At 42.0% G+C, this 18,013-nt stretch carries 11 protein-coding genes; 5 read left to right on the forward strand and 6 right to left on the reverse strand.

Features of this window, described 5'->3' with window-relative positions; all coding sequences use genetic code 11:
• Nucleotides 1-13: 13 nt before the first annotated feature.
• The 5 genes from D7Z94_RS08250 to D7Z94_RS08270 are packed head-to-tail and all read left to right on the forward strand — an operon-like array spanning nt 14 to nt 8,629.
• Nucleotides 14-3,076 carry a PVC-type heme-binding CxxCH protein gene (locus D7Z94_RS08250; protein WP_120711094.1) on the forward strand — a complete coding sequence of 1,021 codons (3,063 nt, stop codon included), beginning with the start codon at nt 14-16 and terminating at the stop codon, nt 3,074-3,076.
• 21 nt (nt 3,077-3,097) lie between these two features.
• Nucleotides 3,098-5,257, forward strand: coding sequence for a hypothetical protein (locus tag D7Z94_RS08255; protein ID WP_147415852.1), 2,160 nt, complete (start codon nt 3,098-3,100; stop codon nt 5,255-5,257).
• 48 nt (nt 5,258-5,305) lie between these two features.
• Nucleotides 5,306-6,124, forward strand: a complete 819-nt coding sequence (budA, locus tag D7Z94_RS08260) for an acetolactate decarboxylase (RefSeq protein WP_120711096.1) — start codon at nt 5,306-5,308, stop codon at nt 6,122-6,124.
• A 17-nt stretch (nt 6,125-6,141) separates the two neighbouring features.
• On the forward strand, nt 6,142-7,431 hold the full coding sequence (locus D7Z94_RS08265; protein ID WP_120711097.1) for an MFS transporter: 1,290 nt from the start codon (nt 6,142-6,144) through the stop codon (nt 7,429-7,431).
• Between the two features lie 37 nt (nt 7,432-7,468).
• A complete protein-coding gene (locus D7Z94_RS08270; protein WP_120711098.1) occupies nt 7,469-8,629 on the forward strand; it encodes a mandelate racemase/muconate lactonizing enzyme family protein in 1,161 nt (386 codons plus the stop codon).
• Here D7Z94_RS08270 and D7Z94_RS08275 read toward each other — a convergent pair.
• The 6 genes from D7Z94_RS08275 to D7Z94_RS08300 form a co-directional block, all read right to left on the reverse strand.
• Nucleotides 8,616-10,055, reverse strand: a complete 1,440-nt coding sequence (locus D7Z94_RS08275; RefSeq protein ID WP_120711099.1) for an arylsulfatase — start codon at nt 10,053-10,055, stop codon at nt 8,616-8,618. The two genes, D7Z94_RS08270 and D7Z94_RS08275, sit on opposite strands and share 14 nt — an antisense overlap.
• A 28-nt stretch (nt 10,056-10,083) precedes the next feature.
• Nucleotides 10,084-10,866, reverse strand: a complete 783-nt coding sequence (locus D7Z94_RS08280) for a carbohydrate-binding family 9-like protein (RefSeq protein WP_147415853.1) — start codon at nt 10,864-10,866, stop codon at nt 10,084-10,086.
• Between the two features lie 8 nt (nt 10,867-10,874).
• Nucleotides 10,875-14,264 (reverse strand): DUF5107 domain-containing protein, encoded by a 3,390-nt coding sequence (locus D7Z94_RS08285; RefSeq protein ID WP_120711101.1) that lies wholly within the window; start codon nt 14,262-14,264, stop codon nt 10,875-10,877.
• 116 nt (nt 14,265-14,380) lie between these two features.
• Complete coding sequence (locus D7Z94_RS08290; RefSeq protein WP_120711988.1) at nt 14,381-16,114, reverse strand: phytoene desaturase family protein; 1,734 nt, start codon at nt 16,112-16,114, stop codon at nt 14,381-14,383.
• 41 nt (nt 16,115-16,155) lie between these two features.
• Complete coding sequence (locus D7Z94_RS08295) at nt 16,156-17,325, reverse strand: Gfo/Idh/MocA family protein (RefSeq protein WP_211341770.1); 1,170 nt, start codon at nt 17,323-17,325, stop codon at nt 16,156-16,158.
• Complete coding sequence (locus tag D7Z94_RS08300; protein ID WP_120711102.1) at nt 17,322-18,005, reverse strand: SGNH/GDSL hydrolase family protein; 684 nt, start codon at nt 18,003-18,005, stop codon at nt 17,322-17,324. Before D7Z94_RS08300 ends, D7Z94_RS08295 begins: the two co-directional genes overlap by 4 nt.
• Nucleotides 18,006-18,013: the final 8 nt, after the last annotated feature.

An 18,013-nucleotide genomic window follows, 5' to 3' on the forward strand; every position in this document is an offset into this window, starting at 1 on the left:
TTAATGGCATAAAATGAAAAAGCTATTTCTACTTCTTGGACTAGTATTCGCCTTCTTGGGATGTAAACAGGATGTAAAAGAGCCCCGAAATGTCTCGATAGATGAGATTTCAGGAAGCGAGGAAGTAAAAGAATTTATGGAAACCTTCAATAGTATGGGAATCCAGTCCGACGGTACTCAAAATATATCTCCCCAGGAAGCCCTTAAAAAATTTGATATCGCCAAAGATTTGCAGATTGAATTGGTACTTTCCGAACCAGAGATACATCAACCGGTCGACATTAGTTTTGACCATCGTGGCAGGTTATGGGTGGTACAATACAACCAATATCCCTATCCCGAAGGGGTTAAGGTAACGGATATAGATAGACATAACCGTGCAGTCTTTGATAAGACTCCCAAACCGCCATCTGAAGGCGTAAAGGGTGCGGATAAGATAACCATCTTTGAGGATACCAATAATGACGGCAAGTATGATAAATCTATAGATGCCATTACCGGACTTAACATTACCACTGGTGTGGCCTTGGGACGTAAAAGGATATGGGTACTTACGCCGCCATATTTAGTAGCTTACCCGGATACGGATGGCGATGGTCTTCCGGATGGAAAACCCGAAGTACACTTGGAAGGTTTTGGATTGGAAGACACCCATGCGGTGGCCAATAACCTGCGTTGGGGTCCCGATGGGTGGTTGTATGGAGCCCAAGGGAGTACTACTGTAGCAAATGTAAATTCTGCAGTTTCTAAAAACGTCTATTTTAGCGGACAGGGCATATGGCGTTACCATCCAGAAACCAAGATCTTTGAGGTATTTGCAGAAGGTGGTGGAAATACCTTCGATGTGGAATTTGATAAAAAGGGAAGGGTTTATTCGGGGGACAATGGAACGGCCCGCGGCTTCTATTATAAACAAGGCGGCTATTATCTGAAAAACTGGGGGAAACATGGAGCTTTGACCAACCCCTATGCTTTTGGATTTCTTCCAGGTATGGAACTGGAAGGGGAGAAGTTTCGATTTACACACGCCTGGATCAAATACGAAGAAGCAAATTTACCCAAACGCTATCACGGTAAAATATTGGCTCTGAATCCCTTGCATAATTTTGTTCGGCTTACGCGTATGGAAGAAAAAGGGTCAACTTTTCTTTGTATTGACGAGGAAAAGATTCTAGAGTCTTCAGATCATTGGTTTAGGCCTGTTGATATCAAATCGGGACCTGATGGTGCCGTTTATATTGCTGACTGGAACGATAGTAGAATGTCCCACGTAGATCCACGGGATACCTGGAGCAAGACAACGGGCAGGATCTATAGATTTCGCAATAAGGAAAAATTGACCGTTCCAAATTTTGATTTAAGTACCATGACCAATTCCGAATTGGTACAACTGCTGAGCAACAAGAATAAGTGGTTCCGACAGGAGGCTTTACGGCAATTTGGTGATAGAAGGGATGGCAGTGTTTTACCAGAACTTGAAACGATATTTCATTCTAATGTTTCCGGACAAACTTCCTTAGAGGCACTTTGGGCTATCCATCTGACCGGTGGGTTCAGTGATAAAATAGCGCTTGAAGCCATGGATCATACCGATCCCTATGTTCGACTTTGGGCTATCCGATTGATTGGAGATACTCGGAAAGCTTCAAATTCTGTTGCCCGGAAATTAAAGGAAATGGCTATTTCCGAATCCCATTTGGAAGTTTTGGGACAACTGGCTTCCACGGCCAAGCGTCTTCCCCAGGATGTGGCTATACCTATTATAGCAGGTCTGTTTGAGAATAACTTCCATCAGGAGGATATCGAAAATCAAATGTTTACATGGTGGGCCGTCGAATCGAAAGCAGAAACGGGCAGAAAACTCGTATTGGCACTTTTTAATAAGAAAGAAATATGGGACAAGGCCTTGGTGAAAGATGTGGTTTTGGAACGTCTTATACAGCGTTACGCCATAAAGGGCGGAGATGAAAATTATTCTTCCTGTATAGAATTGTTAAATCTTTCGCCTAGCCATGCACATGCCAAAATACTTTTCACGGGTTTGCAGGAAGGATTACGGGGTCGTAGCCCTTTTGAAATACCAACAGATCTTGCCCAAATGATTCAGAAGTATCAATCCAAGTTCGGGGAAGGCAAATTGGCATTGCCATTACGACGCAACGAAACCGAAGCTGTGGACAAAGTTTTAGAACTGTTGCCCAATGAAGATGCCGATAGGTTAGAGCGACTGGCCTATATTAAAATCTTTGGGGAAATTGACCAGCCCAAGTCAATTCCGGTTTTGTTGGGTATCGCCCAGGATCACAAATATTCAATAGCCGTTAGGGTGGCCTGTTTGGAAACTCTGGGCCACTATAATGAAGAGGTTATCGGAAAGGAAATGGCGGACGCCTATCTTTTTAAACTCAGGGCGGATCTGGACCTAAGAAAGGCGGCCTTTCAACTCTTTGCAAGCAGGGCATCATGGGCGAGTGCTTTTCTCGTAAAGATTAGCGATACCAAGGAAGTTAAGAAAAGTGAAGTGCCTTTGGAAATTATTCGGCAGTTTAAACTTTTGGGCGATTCCGACTTGAGTAAAAAAGTAGATGAATTATGGCCCAGTGTTAAAATGGTCTCTTCGGAGGAAAAGGAGAAAGAAATCAAAAGGATTCAAAAGGCCTTAGTCTCTGGAAAAGGAAATGTAGAGAAGGGTAAAAGTCTTTATGGTATGTACTGTGCAAATTGCCACATCTTGAATGGAGAAGGCAAGGAAATAGGCCCTGAACTGACGGGATATGATAGAAACAACCTTACCTATATGGTCCTGAACATCGTGGATCCGAACGCCGATATCCGGGAAGGTTATGTAAACTACCGGGTAAAGAAAAAAGATGGGCAGGTCATCGTAGGGATACTCACTGACCGTAGCGCGGGAAAAATTAAGATAAAACCTTTAGGGATGGATGAAATAACACTTGTTCCAGAAGCAATAGATGAAATAAAGGCTCAAAAAGCATCCATAATGCCTGAGCGATTATTGGCCGGGTTATCGGAGCAAGATATCCGGGATCTATTTGCCTACATGAACAAAGAATAGGGTTTTTAAAATGATATGGGTTTGACACAGAAATTTAGGATATCCTTGTTTACGGTTTTTGTCCTGTTTACAGTACTTGGTGCTAATTACCATTTGTATGCTCAAGATGGAATAGACCTTGACTTTGCCTTGCGCAAAATTGAGGAGGCCAAAGCAAAGAATGGACTTACATCCTTAAAAATTGATTTTAAGTTGGATTCCAAATTGGGTTCCGAAGCATATACTATTAAAACTTCAGGAAATAGGACAACCATTTATGGCGGCGATGGGAGAGGACTTTTATATGGAGGTTTGGAAGTTGCGGAGCAAATAGTTTTAAACCAAAAAATTGCTGAAACACGACGCAAGCCCTATCTGGAAAAACGCGGTCTAAAATTCAATATCCCATTGGATGCGCGTACACCTAGTTATGATGACACGGGTGATGCTGCTCAAAACAACATTTTGGAAATGTGGAAATGGGAATTTTGGGAAGAATTTCTAGATAACATGGCCTTGCATCGCTATAATACATTGACTTTATGGAACCCGCACCCGTTTCCCTCCATGATTAAAATGAACGATTTTCCGAATGTAGCCCTAGAAGATGTAAAGGTCACTACGTTAAAGCCTATTGGTAAGGAAAATGAATGGGCCGAACCGCAAATGGTATCGAGCAATGTGATGGAAAACTTGAAAACCGTCAAGAAAATAACAATAGATGAGAAAATTTTATTTTGGAAAAAGGTAATGCACCTTGCCAAACAAAGGGGTATCGATATCTACTTTATTACCTGGAACATTTGCCCTAATAGTGTTGCGAAACCTGTACCTCCATTCTATCGTACATATGATGTTGATCCCTATGATGAACCTGCGGGTAAATATGGGATTTCCCATCAGGCAGATGACCCCGAGACCATTGCATATTACCGTACAGCGGTAAAGACCTTTTTGCTCACGTATCCTGATATAAAAGGAATTGGAGTGACCGCAGGGGAACATATGTCAAAACCTTTTGGTGATTACAATCGCGAAAAATGGCTGTGGGAGACCTACGGCCAGGGTGTGCTAGATGCCAAGGAAATACAACCAGAGCGAAAAGTGCATTTCATACATCGGGTTTGGAACTCGAATATGGAACTTATTATGCGCTATTGGAAGGATTATCCAGATCAGTTTGATGTCAGTTTCAAATACGCCAAGGCGAGACTGTATTCCTCGCCGAATATTCCTTTTGCGGATAATCATATTGAGGCAATGAAGCCCTATGGGCTCAAGTCTTGGTGGAACCTTCGCAATGACGATATTTTTGTTTACCGATGGGGCGATGCAGAATATGTTAGGGAGTTTTTAGGCAATTTTCCGAAGGAACATACAGCCGCATATCACATGGGCTCGGATGGTTATGTTTGGGGAAGGGAGTTTGTTTCGAAGGATTCGGAGGTTGCAGGTCAGCTCGAAATTGAAAAACATTGGTACAATTTCATGTTATGGGGAAGATTGGGTTATGACAATACACTCAGTAGAGATTTCTTTATAAAGAAATTGCAAAATCGTTTTCCAAACTTAGATGCAACTTTGTTGTATAATACGTGGCAGTTTGCATCCAAGATAGTTCCCCAGATCAATCGTTTCTATTGGAAGGATTGGGACTTCATGTGGTCTGTGGAATCCTGTTACAACGAGCGAAAAGGTTTTCAGACGGTTCTCGATTTTATGGATAATCCCACTATGGAAGGTAGTGCGATTATCAATCCCAAAACTTATGTAGAAACAACAGGCGAGGGAAACATTGCGGATGGCATAACTCCAATACAAGTTGCCCATAACTTAAACGAGTACGCCACAAAAACAATTGATGGCGCTCAAAAATTGAAAATGACTAACATGGCAATTACCCCGGAAGCCTCTATTTTACTAGATGATATCCTAGCAATGGCTTACTTGGGAAACTATTATGCCGCTAAGATGCAAGCGGCCACTGAGCTATCCTTTTTTATCAAAAATGAAAAAGCCATACACCAAAAAAACGCCATAAGTCTTCTTGAGGAAGCCATAGTTCATTGGATGAATTACGCGGACATTTCAGAAACCCATTATAAGAGCCAAATGCTGGCACGGACAAAAATGATCGATTGGCAGGCTATTTTAAATGATGTAAAACAAGATATTGAATTGGCCAAAAACATAAAATTATAGTGAATTAAGACAGGAGGCGTTTTTCTCCGTTTCAAAATAGTTTAAGAAATGAAAATAACAGTATCTAAATTCTTTACACTTATTAGTCTATTAATTGTTCTTAATGCTTGCAAAGAAGAAGCCAAGCCCAATATAGCGGAGGGGTCAGATAAAAAAATAGAAATTGTTGAAAAACCGGATTTGTTCTACCATTATTCTATTTGGCATGCCTTTGTCAATAAGATTTTTGAAGGCGATATAACCGCTGGAGAATTAAAGACTAAGGGCGATATTGGTCTCGGTTCCTATAATTTTTTGGATGGGGAATTGATCATGCTCAATGGTCAGCTCTATCAGGCCAAAGAAAACGGGAAGGTTGTGAAGCCTTCCGATGACATTAAAATCGCCTATGCCAATGCTACTTTTTTTGATACAGACGATACGTTTAATTTGCAAGAAGTCCCTGATTACGAAACCTTAAGAAAATATATCAATGAAAAATTACCGACAAAAAATATATTCTACGCTTTTAAAATTCATGGGGAGTTTTCAAAAATGAAATGTGGTGGATTGCACAAACAGGAAAAGCCTTTTGACAAGGGTTTGGATTATTTGATTCCTAACCGTCCCATTTTTGAACGGGAAAATTTTACCGGAACTATGGTCGGCTTTTTTTGTCCCGAATTTATAGGCGATATCAACGCATCTGGTTACCATCTACATTTTGTTTCCGATGATGAAACTTTTGCCGGTCACGTAATGGAATTTGAAGCAAAGAACCTCAAAGTTGAAATTGACCAGATACACGAATACCAATTTGTGCTTCCGCAGACTGAAGAATACAGAAACGTCGGTTTTGAAAAGGAATTTCAATATAAGAAGCAATAGCGTATTTTAAGTTCTGCATGGGAAATAGATCACAAGCGACCCGAAAAAGATATAATATTCTCACCATGATATTCGTAACCGTGGTCATCAATTATTTGGACCGGACGAATATCTCCATAGCGGCTTCAGCCATTCAAAAAGACCTCGGTATCAACTCGATACAAATGGGGTATGTTTTTTCCGCCTTTGCATGGACCTACGCTTGTTTACAAATTCCCGGTGGGATTGTTGCGGATAAGATTAAATCAAGGGTATTATACACTTTTATTATGGCCTTCTGGTCCATTGCAACCTTGATTCAGGGATTTGCCAATTCGTTTATTACCTTAATTGGGCTTAGGGCCAGTATTGGTGTTTTTGAAGCACCTTCATACCCCATAAACAATTTAATCGTTACCAGATGGTTCCCTGAAAAGGAGCGGGCATCCGCTATAGGAATTTATACTTCGGGCCAGTTTTTAGGAATGGCCTTTTTGCTTCCCGTGCTTGCCATTATTCAAAATTATCTAGGTTGGCGGGGACTCTTTTTTGTGTCGGGGGCCATAGGCATCCTCTGGGCAGGGATTTGGTATTACTTCTATCGAGATCCCCAAGAACACAAATATGTCAGCGACACGGAGTTGGAACACATCAAATCTGGAGGTGGTCTTGTAGATATAAAGGAAAAAGCTGAAAAGAAGATGGATTTTAAATGGTCGGACATAAAACAAGTTTTTCTTTACCGTAAACTTTGGGGCCTTTATATTGGTCAGTTTTGTCTTGGTGCTACCATTGTGTTTTTCCTAACCTGGTTTCCGACCTACTTGGTCAAGTACCGGGGGCTAGATTTTTTGCAATCCGGATTTTTAGCTTCCATTCCTTATTTGGCGGCCTTTGCCGGAGTATTATTGTCCGGTTTTACTTCTGATTATCTGACTAGAAAAGGCTATTCCGTAGAAATGTCAAGAAAGGCGCCAATTATTATAGGCATGTTGTTATCTACCTGTATTATTGGCGCCAATTACACCAATAGTACTTTTTTTATTATATTCTTTTTGGCCTTGGCCTTTTTTGGTAATGGCCTGGCAAGTATTGCATGGGTATTCATTTCATTAATGGCGCCTAAAAAACTCATAGGACTTACGGGAGGGGCCTTTAATTTTATTGGCGGGTTGGCCGGAATTGTGGTGCCTATTGTAATTGGATATTTGGTAGAGGACGGTGATTTTGGCCCTGCGCTATTTTTTATTGGAGGAATAGCCCTTTTGGGATTCATCTCTTATACTTTTATAGTAGGTAAGGTAGAGCGTATCATTATAAAAGAATAAATTCAATGATAATCCAAAATTCTTTAAAAGTCGACGAATGAAAATATCGGATATCAAGACCTATCCTATTAATATTGGTTCAGGAAGTCAGTTGGTCGTAAAAGTTGAGACAGATTCCGGTATATATGGTTGGGGGGCATCAGGACTTTCGGGAAGGGAGCTTGCAGTAATAGGTGCCATTACCCACTTTAAGGTTTTTTTGATAGGTAAAGACCCTCATAAAATAGAAGCTATTTGGCAGGAATTATACCGAGGACAGTATTTTGAAGGTGGACGGGTTTTGGCGGCGGCCATTTCCGCCATAGATATTGCTTTGTATGATATTAAGGGAAAAACCCTTGGTGTACCGGTTTATGAATTATTAGGAGGGAAGCAGCGTAATTTTGTACCCTGTTTTGCTTCTGTACGATTTACAACCCTTAAGGAATTGTTGGATTATTCAAATACTTGTATTAAGGAAGGCTGGAAAGTTCTTCGTTTGGCACCTGCCGAATTTGAATCGCAGAAGGATAAAAGCCGCTTTGAGCCTACGGAGTCCATAACACTTTTGGCGGATTGGGTCAGAGAATTAAGACACCAAGTGGGTAGGGGAATCACAATCGGAATCGATTATCATACCCGACTCACGGCCGCCGAAACCTATTCCTTTATTAAACGCATGCCCGCGGGGACCTTGGATTTTATTGAAGAACCTATCCGTGATGAAAATCCGGAAGCTTATGAAAGTCTTCGTAAAATGGTGGATGTGCCCTTCGCCATTGGCGAGGAGTTCTCCAGCAAATGGCAATTTCTACCGTTTTTGGAAAAGAACATTGCACAATATGCGCGTGTTGATGTTTGTAATGTAGGTGGAATTACCGAGGCCATGAAAGTAGCGGCCATCGCCGAGGCCCACTACATCGATTTGATGCCGCACAATCCCTTGGGTCCCATATGTACGGCAGCTTCAATTCATATGGCAGCGGCATGTAGCAATTTTAGTTATTTGGAGGAGATAAACACCCCTGCTCAACAGATGGGTACCAATGACCGGAATTTTTATCCGGTGCAGCCTGAGTTGGACGGGACAGGATATCAAGTTCCGGATACCTCTGGACTAGGGGTGGAATTTGACGAGAAATATGCATTGAATCAAGAATTTAAGCCCGTAGAAATTCCTAGGTTAAAAAGAGACGACGGCTCTTTTACAAATTGGTAGGGGACACAGGTTCACCCTCCAAAGGATAATCCGAATCATAAATGTGGGCTTCCTTCATATATGTCTTTAGCTTTTCAAAGACGTCCAGGTGTTCTTCAATAAGATTATTTTCTTCGCCAATATCATTGGACAGGTCATAGAGTTCCCAGGAATCCGATTTATAGATGTGTAGCAACTTCCATTTTCCGCTACGTATGGCCTGCGCATCATGGTTACTTTCGGCAAATTCCCAGTATAAATAATCATGTTGTTTTTGCGTATCGGACTGCCCCATAAGTGTTGGAAGAAACGATATTCCATCCGTAGCCGTAGCTAAAGGATAATCGATTACGTCCGCATAGGTCGGAAGCATATCCCAAAAAGCCGTTGGAAGATCAGATACCGAGTTGGGGGAAATCTTTCCCGGCCACTGGGCAATAAATGGAACTCGGACACCTCCTTCATACAAGTCCCGTTTGGTACCTTTTAGGGCGCCGTTGCTATCAAAAAAATCCGGGTTTACACCACCTTCCTTATGGGGGCCATTGTCACTGGTAAAAATGACCAAAGTATTTCTATCTATTTTCAGATCTTTCAACTTATCCAATATTCTGCCTACATCCGCATCCAGGAGACTTATCATGGCTGCCTTGGCCTTTTCGGGTTCTGGCCAATCCCGATTCTTATAGATTCCTAAATTTGGAACCTCCATCCCATGATCTGCTGTCAATTCCCCTTCATTGTTCGCATGTGGTATGGTCAAGGGTAAGTATAGAAAAAATGGCTTCTGCTTTGGAGCATCCAAAAATCGTAAGGCCTCCTTGATGATCAACGAGTGCGAATATTCATTTTTATCGGTAGCAGCACCTCCTATTCCTTTAGCATAGCCTTCCTTGGCCAGGATTACCTTGTTATTTAAGCGTATTTTTTCTCCATCTTTTAGAAGATGATCGGGATAGTAATTATGTGCGTGAATTTGGTTTAAATAACCAAAATATGTATCGAATCCCTGTACTGAAGGTTCTCCTGTGGAACCTACTTCGCCTAGGCCCCATTTTCCCATTAGAGCTGTGGTGTACCCTGCTTTTTGGAACATTTTTGCCAAGGTAAAGTCATTGGGAGTCAATATGTTGTTATTGTTTCCCCGCACCGGCGCATGTCCCTGATGTAGACCGGTCATCAATGAGGCTCTTGAGGGCGCACATACCGTATTACCGGCATAATGGTTGGTAAAACGGATACCGTTTTGGGCCATTTGGTCCAACCTCGGTGTCCTGATTCTTTCTTGTCCATAACTCCCTAAGTCCCCATATCCCAAATCATCGGCCAGGATATAGATAATATTAGGGGTATTGACCTTTGAAACTTCAGGATTCTCCTTTTTAATCTTACCGCAGGAATTTCCCGCCAATACGGCCAAACCTAATAGAATACTTTTTTTTATCATGCAAAATATACATCAAATCGGTAGTAATTTATTCAATAAATTCAACTAGACCAAAACGATTGGCCTGATGTACATTTTTTGAAATATCATAAATGGGAAATAGGGTGGAAGTAGACCTTCTATTACCGTTTAAATCGTTTCGGTCTTGGCGTACGGCCAAAATGGCCCAATGCGTTCCTTTTTGTATGGGTTCTATCTCTCCTAGTTCACCGAAATTTGAAATGGGTATGGCCATTTCCATGGTCCAACCCTTATCGATATCTGAGTTATCATTGATCGTCCCATCATAGGTTATTTCAACCTTAAACTCAGGATTAAATGTCTTGTAGACCACATCTTTACCCTTATAGTACCTATTGAAATAAATGAAGTCGTTCGAGGCCTTGTTTAGGTTCAGTTCATATCCAAAATGGGTGTCCAGACTATCCGGTGCGGTGATAAAAAAGATTTCCGCACAATCATCAAGATAAGGTTCCCCATCGCGTCGAGTTTCGCGTACGGTAAGAAACTTATCTTCCATTTGGTAGAACAAGTATATGTTTTGCTCATCCCATAACATCCGAAAAGTAGTTTTTTGCTCGTCGTCCTGCTGCTCTATCCTATAAAAATAATCCAACGTCCTTGCCTCGGTTCTCTGCCAAACTTCTTCGTTTAATTTGCCATCTACCACAATCTTCTGATTGGTTTTGGAAGCCTCAAAAATGGATTGTTCCCCAAGGGAAAGTTTTTGAACGTTTTGCCCGACGGCCACGGCAACCCCGGTGAAAATAAATACTAGGGAGACCAAAGCACATTTGTGTGGGTGGTACATTGTCAGGCTTAATTTAGATTTTCCATCATGACTTTTGCCCAAAGGTTGTTCTGGTATTCGCCAAGCGCGGTCTGCAAGAGATGTTCGGCATCGTCTTTCTTTCCAAGTCCAAGATTACCTAAGGCTTCAAGGAAATACGATTGGGAAATTGCTTTTTTATTGGTTGCGGAGGCTTCTTCTACGGCGACCAAAGTATTGCCATTTCCTCGGTTTCTTTGCCGTTGCGCACTTTGAATCAAGTCCTTGAACATACTTTTAGCTTTGTCGGCCTGCCCTAATTTTTCATTGGCCATAGCTTGATAATAGATCAAGTCGTACATACCTCTCCCGTTTTGGGCCGCTGCGCTTTTTTGATAACTATCCTTCGCCTTTTTATTATTTCCCATTTGCGCATAGGCTTCTCCCATATAATAATAGATCATGGCATTTTTTTCATCATGTGTGGGTTTTCCAACTTCCAGATTTTCAGGATATAATAGGGCGCGTTCCAAATGGGAAATAGCCTCTTTGTAGTTGTTGTTTTTTATTAATTCTTTGGCCTTCAACGTATGTGCATCCACATAATGCCAGTACGTTTCCCGGCCTCCTTCCCAGGTTCTAAAATGATGCTTGTCCAAAAACTGAATAGCCTCATCATATTCACCATTGAGATTTAAAAGCTGGACCAGGGTTTTGGGAGCGGCTACGTCTTTTCTAACGATATCGATATTATTTCTTAGTATTTCCAGATTTTCTGTGAAGTCCTCATCGGATTCGTCATAGTACTTGGAGAGTTCGGCATACCACAACGGGTTGTCACCATTCAGTGAAATGGCCTTTGTCATATGTTCAATGGCCTTTTTAGGATTCTTCCCATGATAAAAATCACCAAACGCGAGATTACGCCAAACCATAGGAATACTGGTATCTATGGCACCGGATTTTTCCCAAGCCGCCATGGCATCTTTTGGACGGTTATCATAAAGAAGATTCCCCAAGAGATAATACGCCATAGCGTTTTGTGCATCGATACTTATGGCATTCTTCAATACAACCTCGGTTTCTGCCCTATATGGAAAGCTATATTCCAAAGAGCAATTTTTAGCGGTCGCAAGGTACTCCTTGGCCTTGGCTGCATTTCCCGCTTTACTATGAAACCAGGAAAGATAATAATGCACCAAAGGATTTTTCGGATTCTTTATATTCGACAGTAGATCCATACCATCTTTCAATAGGCCTGAGTTCATATAGTGGGTAACCATCTCCAAATAGTTGTTTTCCACATCCTGCATGTTCCTGTGCCAATCCTCCATGGAAGAATTTCCCTCCAAAAGCCTTTTCTCATATAGGGCGGAAAAATTCAATGGGTCATATGTCAAGTGTTCTTCCAGCAGGGAAAGTGCTTTGGTGGTACCCCCAAGTTTTCGAAGCAAAGAAGCATAGAGTACTGTAATGCGGCCATCCCTAGTATTAGTGGAATGGGCCTCTTTAGTGTATTCCAATGCCTTGGTAAAATCGCCCTTTTGGCCCTCTAACAAAGCCAATTGATAATTGCCAGCTGAAAACCACTGATAGTACCAGGTGGAACGGGCCAAATTCTTATACGCCTCAGCAGTTTGCCCCAATGCCTTATGTGCCATTCCCAAATAATAGAAAAGTTCGCCCTCTTTTGGTTGAAAATATTTTACCTTAAGTTTATCCGCGGCTTTTTGTAAATAGGACAAGGCTTCTTCATATTTCATTTGATTTAACCGGCGCTTGCCTAAAGCGATATTGGTCCGATAATCGTTGGGCGATTTCTCCAAGGCTGCTAAATAATAGTCATCTGGATTAATCCCTGGGCGGTTAAATTGTTCTACAAACCTACCGGTTAGATAAAGGTCCTCGATAGTGGTAAGTTCCTCAGGCTTTTTTACCCTTTCCTGTACCTCTGGTAGTTCTGGTTTCTGAGGTTTATAAGGGGTATAAGAAACCAATTCCCTTCCTTGGTCATCTTTCAATTCAACATAAAGCTGATACTCGTCCAACGGCTTTCGGCTTTTGTATGTTGAAGTAAAGGGCATAGCGGGATCAATATCTATGGTCTTTTCCACCAAAACTTCATCGCCATTCTTCAGAAGTACTTTGGCATTCTTAAAAATGGTCGTTGTATTGAATCCGTAGAAAACCGTTTTGCTATTACGCATTTGAAGTGTTACCGAAGCATCAATGGTGGCGTTCTTTGCAATTTCGATATCCCGTAATGGATACCAATAGTTTTTGGCATCCTTAACGGAGTGTGGCAAGATCCAGCTATAATCAGGTTGATTGTTGGAGAAGGTTCCCGTCATTAATTCCACATAGGCTTTTCCATCATCCGTAAGCTTCCGCCTAGCATTTTGACCTTGTAGTCCCGGGCCAAACTGCCATAGTTTTGATGCGTTGTTCTCATGAGGGTCTCCCACATGTACGGTACCGGCATTTTGTCCATAATCATACCCGCCGATAAAACCTTCCTTAATATCCCACATAAAGAACGATACCGGGTTGGGGTGGTTTTTCCACCAGGTGAGATCAACTCCTTCGGGGTAACTGGTTCGACCATAGCTGTCGGTGGCATTGGAAATAGGCCATTTAATAAAGCTTCTATTGTTGTGGAATACACCTATTTCTTGGCTTGGCGGCCAAAATGTTCGAAAATCATCATTGGAAGTTATGGCTACATTGGCCCAGAAAAGAAACGTTTTCGTTAGTGTGTTGGTATTATTGATACGATAGTCCACTTCAATATAAGATCGGCCAGGACGTAGTGTCATACCAATAACACCTCGCATATCCATCGTTTTTTCGGTCTCCCCGATCCAAATAGTGGCACTACCATCTTCATTTTCGACCATTCTATAGTCGCTTTTCATCATAGTAGTTGTTCTGTGATGATGCGGAAAACACCATTCTATTCCACCGGAAACCCAAGCACCCAACGTACCTATCAAATCAGGTTTAATTACACTATTGGTATGGAACAATTCATGCCCGTTGGTTTTATCTATTGCAGAAAACAACCTTCCCCCAAAGGCAGGAAGTACCTTTACCTTAAGGTATTCATTTTCCAAATAGACCATTTCATACGTAACATCAACCAAAGAATCCCCAAGTTTTGTTTGCGATGGATAAGGATATACTTTGCCCTGTGCTCCTTGAACACCTCGCCCTGTATAAAATATGGGACTTGTTTCGTCCTGGCCTATTTTATAGGTAGGGATTACCTCTGTACCTTCGTAGACTTTTACCTGAGCAAATGCCAAAAAGGAAAAAGACAATAGAAAAAGTGATAAGACTTTCCTTTTACTATTTTTCTTGTGAAGCTTCTTCTCCATGGCGTTACTTGCAGCTATGCAATTTTGCAGTATGGATAATTGATCGGGAAATGAAGTGTACATGGGATTTTTGATTTTATTTTTTAAAAATAAATCAGAACGAAAAAATAAGGTAGTATAAATGGGTCAATCTCTACTACAAATGTTTTGTAGTTTCCCTCTAATTCCGATAAATAGGGCTATACGGATTCCTGAGCCATTTTAGAAATTGCCCTAGCTCTCTTTACTTCTATTTTCTTCAACATCCAATCAGGATAATCGACCGGGTTTTCCGCTTCATAAATCCTTAGGTATTGATCGTCTTGTGGCTTTTTTAGTTCATCCGCTTCACATCCCAAAATAGTGGCAGCAGTATCTACCCCGGAATGGGACGCACCTGCTACACCATGGGATAGGATACTTGCCCCGCACAAATACAGATTTTCAATTTCGCTTTTTGCCTTAAAAGCAAAAGGGCCAATGTGCCTGAGGCTTTTTTCGGTTCCATAGACATTGCCACGGGTAGTATTAATGTAATATTCATTGGTGATGGGTGTTCCCAACTCCATTTGTACTATATGATCCCGGACTCCAGGGATGGCCCGTGAAAGGCCATTGAGCATCTTTTGGGAAAGTATTTCCTTGAACTTGATATAGCCCTCGGACCTAGGTTCCGTCTCTTCCTTGTATTTTTCAAAAGTGCTATAGTCGATTAACGTTATGGCCTCAATAGTATGGTGCTTGCCGTCATAACTAGCGGGATCTTTTAAGGAGGTACAGCTAATGAACATGGCTTCAAAGGCCTCTCCATTAGAAAGATTAGGGGTCATAAGGTCATCATAAAGATCGTCTGTATCCTTGTTGGGCATCAACCAAATATTGCCAGAATCAAGACCGGCCTTGCGCAAATCCATATCTACGGTCAAAAAAAGCATTAACGATGTGCAGGAGTATTTGGTCTTGGACAGTTTTTTTTGAAGTTTGGAACTCAGATTTTCCTTACCAACCAGATTCAAGTAGGTAATTCCGGGATCCGCATTGGAAACTATGGTATTGGCGTAGAGGAGTTGACCGTTTTCCAATGCTACCCCTATTGCACGCTTTTTCCTTTCACCCTGGGTTAAAATCCGATTTACGGTTGTGCCAGTCTGTAGGTGGCCTCCATGTTTTTTCAATGCATTGGTCATGGCCTTTATCAAGGCACCACCACCGCCCATGGGATAATAAGCCCCATTAAAGTAGTGGCTCATTAAGGCACAATGTAGGGGGAAAGCCGCTTTTTTAGGTTGAAGGCCATGGTCCCCACATTGGATGTTCAGGATGTTTTTGAGTAACGGATTTTTGATATGCCAATTGATGACTTTTCTTAGACTAAAAAGCCCATATTTGCCCATATGCCTAGTTTTGTAGGGAATGGTCAGCTTCTGCCAAAAGCCTTTGAAATAGGGTAGGGAATAGATTTGTACACTTACATTGCGCACTAGGTTTAGATAGGTGTGAATGGATTTCCTTTCTTCCGGAAAACGCTCCGTAAGGCGATCGATCAATTGTTCGAGATTTGAGGGAAAGTCAAAACGTTCTTCCCCGATCCAGGCATGCTCATAGGCATCGGGATTCATCCTAAAGAACACTAGGTCATTGGCTATGCCCAGACCTCTATACAAATCATTGGTGGCCTCACCCTCTGCCAAAAGCCCTACATAATGTACTCCCGGCGTAAATCGATGTCCATCCAAATAAAAACTATGGCACCATCCACCGGGAACATCGTGCTGCTCCAATACCAATACCTTTTGTCCGGCCCTGGCCAAACAAATTCCCGTAGCCAGACCACCGGCTCCAGAACCAATGACAATCGTATCCCACTTGTTATCTTCAGGCGAGTTAAGGTTCTTAACGGATACTGATTTATCGTTTTCAGCAGTTTCTCCCATTGGTTTTGTTTTGTTGGGCCTTGGCTTTCTTTGCCAGATTCTCAATTACGCATGGCCGCCTCAGGAAACATATCTTTCCAAATAATGGTTTTATGGGTCTCTGCGGAACGCTTTGCGGCTTCCAGTATTTGCATTACCCGTTTATTGTTTTCCAATGATGAGACATCGTATGCCGGTAGTTGGTGGTTCTCCTGAACCACTTTTTGCAACAACGCAAAAGGGTCATGGAAGCCTTGTGGAAGCGGTTCTGCCTCCAAAGCGCTTGACTCTTGTTTTCTCCCTGTCATGATTTCCATGGCACTTGCATTTTTGCAAATCACATAACCTGTAGTTCCATAAATTTCCATATCCTTTACATGATGTGGCCAATTCCAAGAAGCTTGAATAATGACTTGGTTTTCGGGATAGTCCAAAACTATTGTGGCATCATCATCCACTTTTGGATACAAATTAGGTTTCAATTGTTGGGTGATACAAGTAACGGATTCCGGCTCTTGTCCTTTCATGAACCAAGTCGCCAGATTGGCACCATAGCAACCAAAATCGGTAAGGGCACCTCCACCATTCAAAACGGGATCCGTAAGCCATTCCAAAAACTCAGGATTGCATCCTATTTCAATGGGACCAAAATGGCCTGTATGGAAAACCATTCGACGGATATTCCCAATTTTTCCCTCAGTATGAACAAGGTCATAGGCTTTATAATTACTGCCATACCAAGAGGTTTCATAATTGGTAAGTAAATGAATTTCATGTTTTTTGGCCAGGGCGATCATTTCTTGGGCATGTTCCCAACTTACGGCCAAGGGTTTTTCTACCATTACATGCATGCCCAACGGAGCGCAATATTTCACAGTATCCAAATGGTCATAAATTGAATTGAATGCGGTTACGGCTTCAGGTTGTACCGCTTTAACCATTTCATCCAAGGAATCAAAAACAATATCCATGGAATATCCATGCTGGTCGGCATATCTTTGGGCGAGTTCCCTGTTGGGCTCTACAATTCCCACAATTTCGATGTCGCCCAATTTTTCCCTCCCCAGAATCCAGTGTACATGGGTATGGACCAGTCCCACCACGCCGATTCGTAACGGTTTTTGGGCTTTCCCAATTTCTTTCAATTCCATATTGTTATCATGAGCCGATATCAAGGAGGTAATAGAAAATAACAGTATCAGACCCATCCACTTTTGAGATATGCTGCTCATTCTCCTGAATTTAAAGCTTCTGAAATAGCAATTTCTACAATGGGTTCCATAACCTTATAGCCCTCTGCCGTGGGATGTACGCCATCATGCGCATATTTCTCGGGCAAGCCGTTACGTTCATCCGCCATGGCGGAAAAATAATCCAGATAAATGATATTGTTAAGTTCCGCATAGGTCTTGATCATCTGGTTGAGTGCAACAATTTTCTTTGCCGGTTCCATTCCCGGCTTCCAAGGATAGTCATAGGCGGGCAGGGTAGAGGAGAGCACTACTTTAATGCCGTTGGCCCTTGCCAGTTCGGCCATGGAAATGATATTATCGGATATCATATCCAATGTAGATGGTCCGGTATTCCCTGCAATATCGTTTGTCCCAGCCAAGATTACCACTACTTTGGGCTTTAATTCAATGACATCCTGCCGAAAACGTAAGAGCATCTGAGGTGTGGTCTGACCGCTGATCCCCCTGTTGATATATGGTTTGCCTTCAAAAAAATCTGGGCGCGTCTTGAGCCATCCAATGGTTATGGAGTTGCCCATAAAAACTACCCGGTTCTCTTCTTCTGTAGGAGCTGCCAATTTTTCGTTCGCTTCTTTAAAATGATTCAAATCTGGCCAATCTTGGGCGTTTACCGATGTCATAATTCCAAACAGGACCATCATTATAATACTATTTTTCATAGATTTCA

The organism is Ulvibacterium marinum (genome assembly GCF_003626755.1).
GTDB lineage: Bacteria > Bacteroidota > Bacteroidia > Flavobacteriales > Flavobacteriaceae > Ulvibacterium > Ulvibacterium marinum.

Coding starts and splice junctions, on each gene's coding strand:
- D7Z94_RS08250 (WP_120711094.1), top strand. CDS start 14: ATGAAAAAGCTATTTCTACTTCTTGGACTAGTATTCGCCTTCTTGGGA.
- budA (WP_120711096.1), top strand. CDS start 5,306: ATGAAAATAACAGTATCTAAATTCTTTACACTTATTAGTCTATTAATT.
- D7Z94_RS08265 (WP_120711097.1), top strand. CDS start 6,142: ATGGGAAATAGATCACAAGCGACCCGAAAAAGATATAATATTCTCACC.
- D7Z94_RS08270 (WP_120711098.1), top strand. CDS start 7,469: ATGAAAATATCGGATATCAAGACCTATCCTATTAATATTGGTTCAGGA.
- D7Z94_RS08275 (WP_120711099.1), bottom strand. CDS start 10,055: ATGATAAAAAAAAGTATTCTATTAGGTTTGGCCGTATTGGCGGGAAAT.
- D7Z94_RS08280 (WP_147415853.1), bottom strand. CDS start 10,866: ATGTACCACCCACACAAATGTGCTTTGGTCTCCCTAGTATTTATTTTC.
- D7Z94_RS08285 (WP_120711101.1), bottom strand. CDS start 14,264: ATGTACACTTCATTTCCCGATCAATTATCCATACTGCAAAATTGCATA.
- D7Z94_RS08290 (WP_120711988.1), bottom strand. CDS start 16,114: ATGGGAGAAACTGCTGAAAACGATAAATCAGTATCCGTTAAGAACCTT.
- D7Z94_RS08295 (WP_211341770.1), bottom strand. CDS start 17,325: ATGAGCAGCATATCTCAAAAGTGGATGGGTCTGATACTGTTATTTTCT.
- D7Z94_RS08300 (WP_120711102.1), bottom strand. CDS start 18,005: ATGAAAAATAGTATTATAATGATGGTCCTGTTTGGAATTATGACATCG.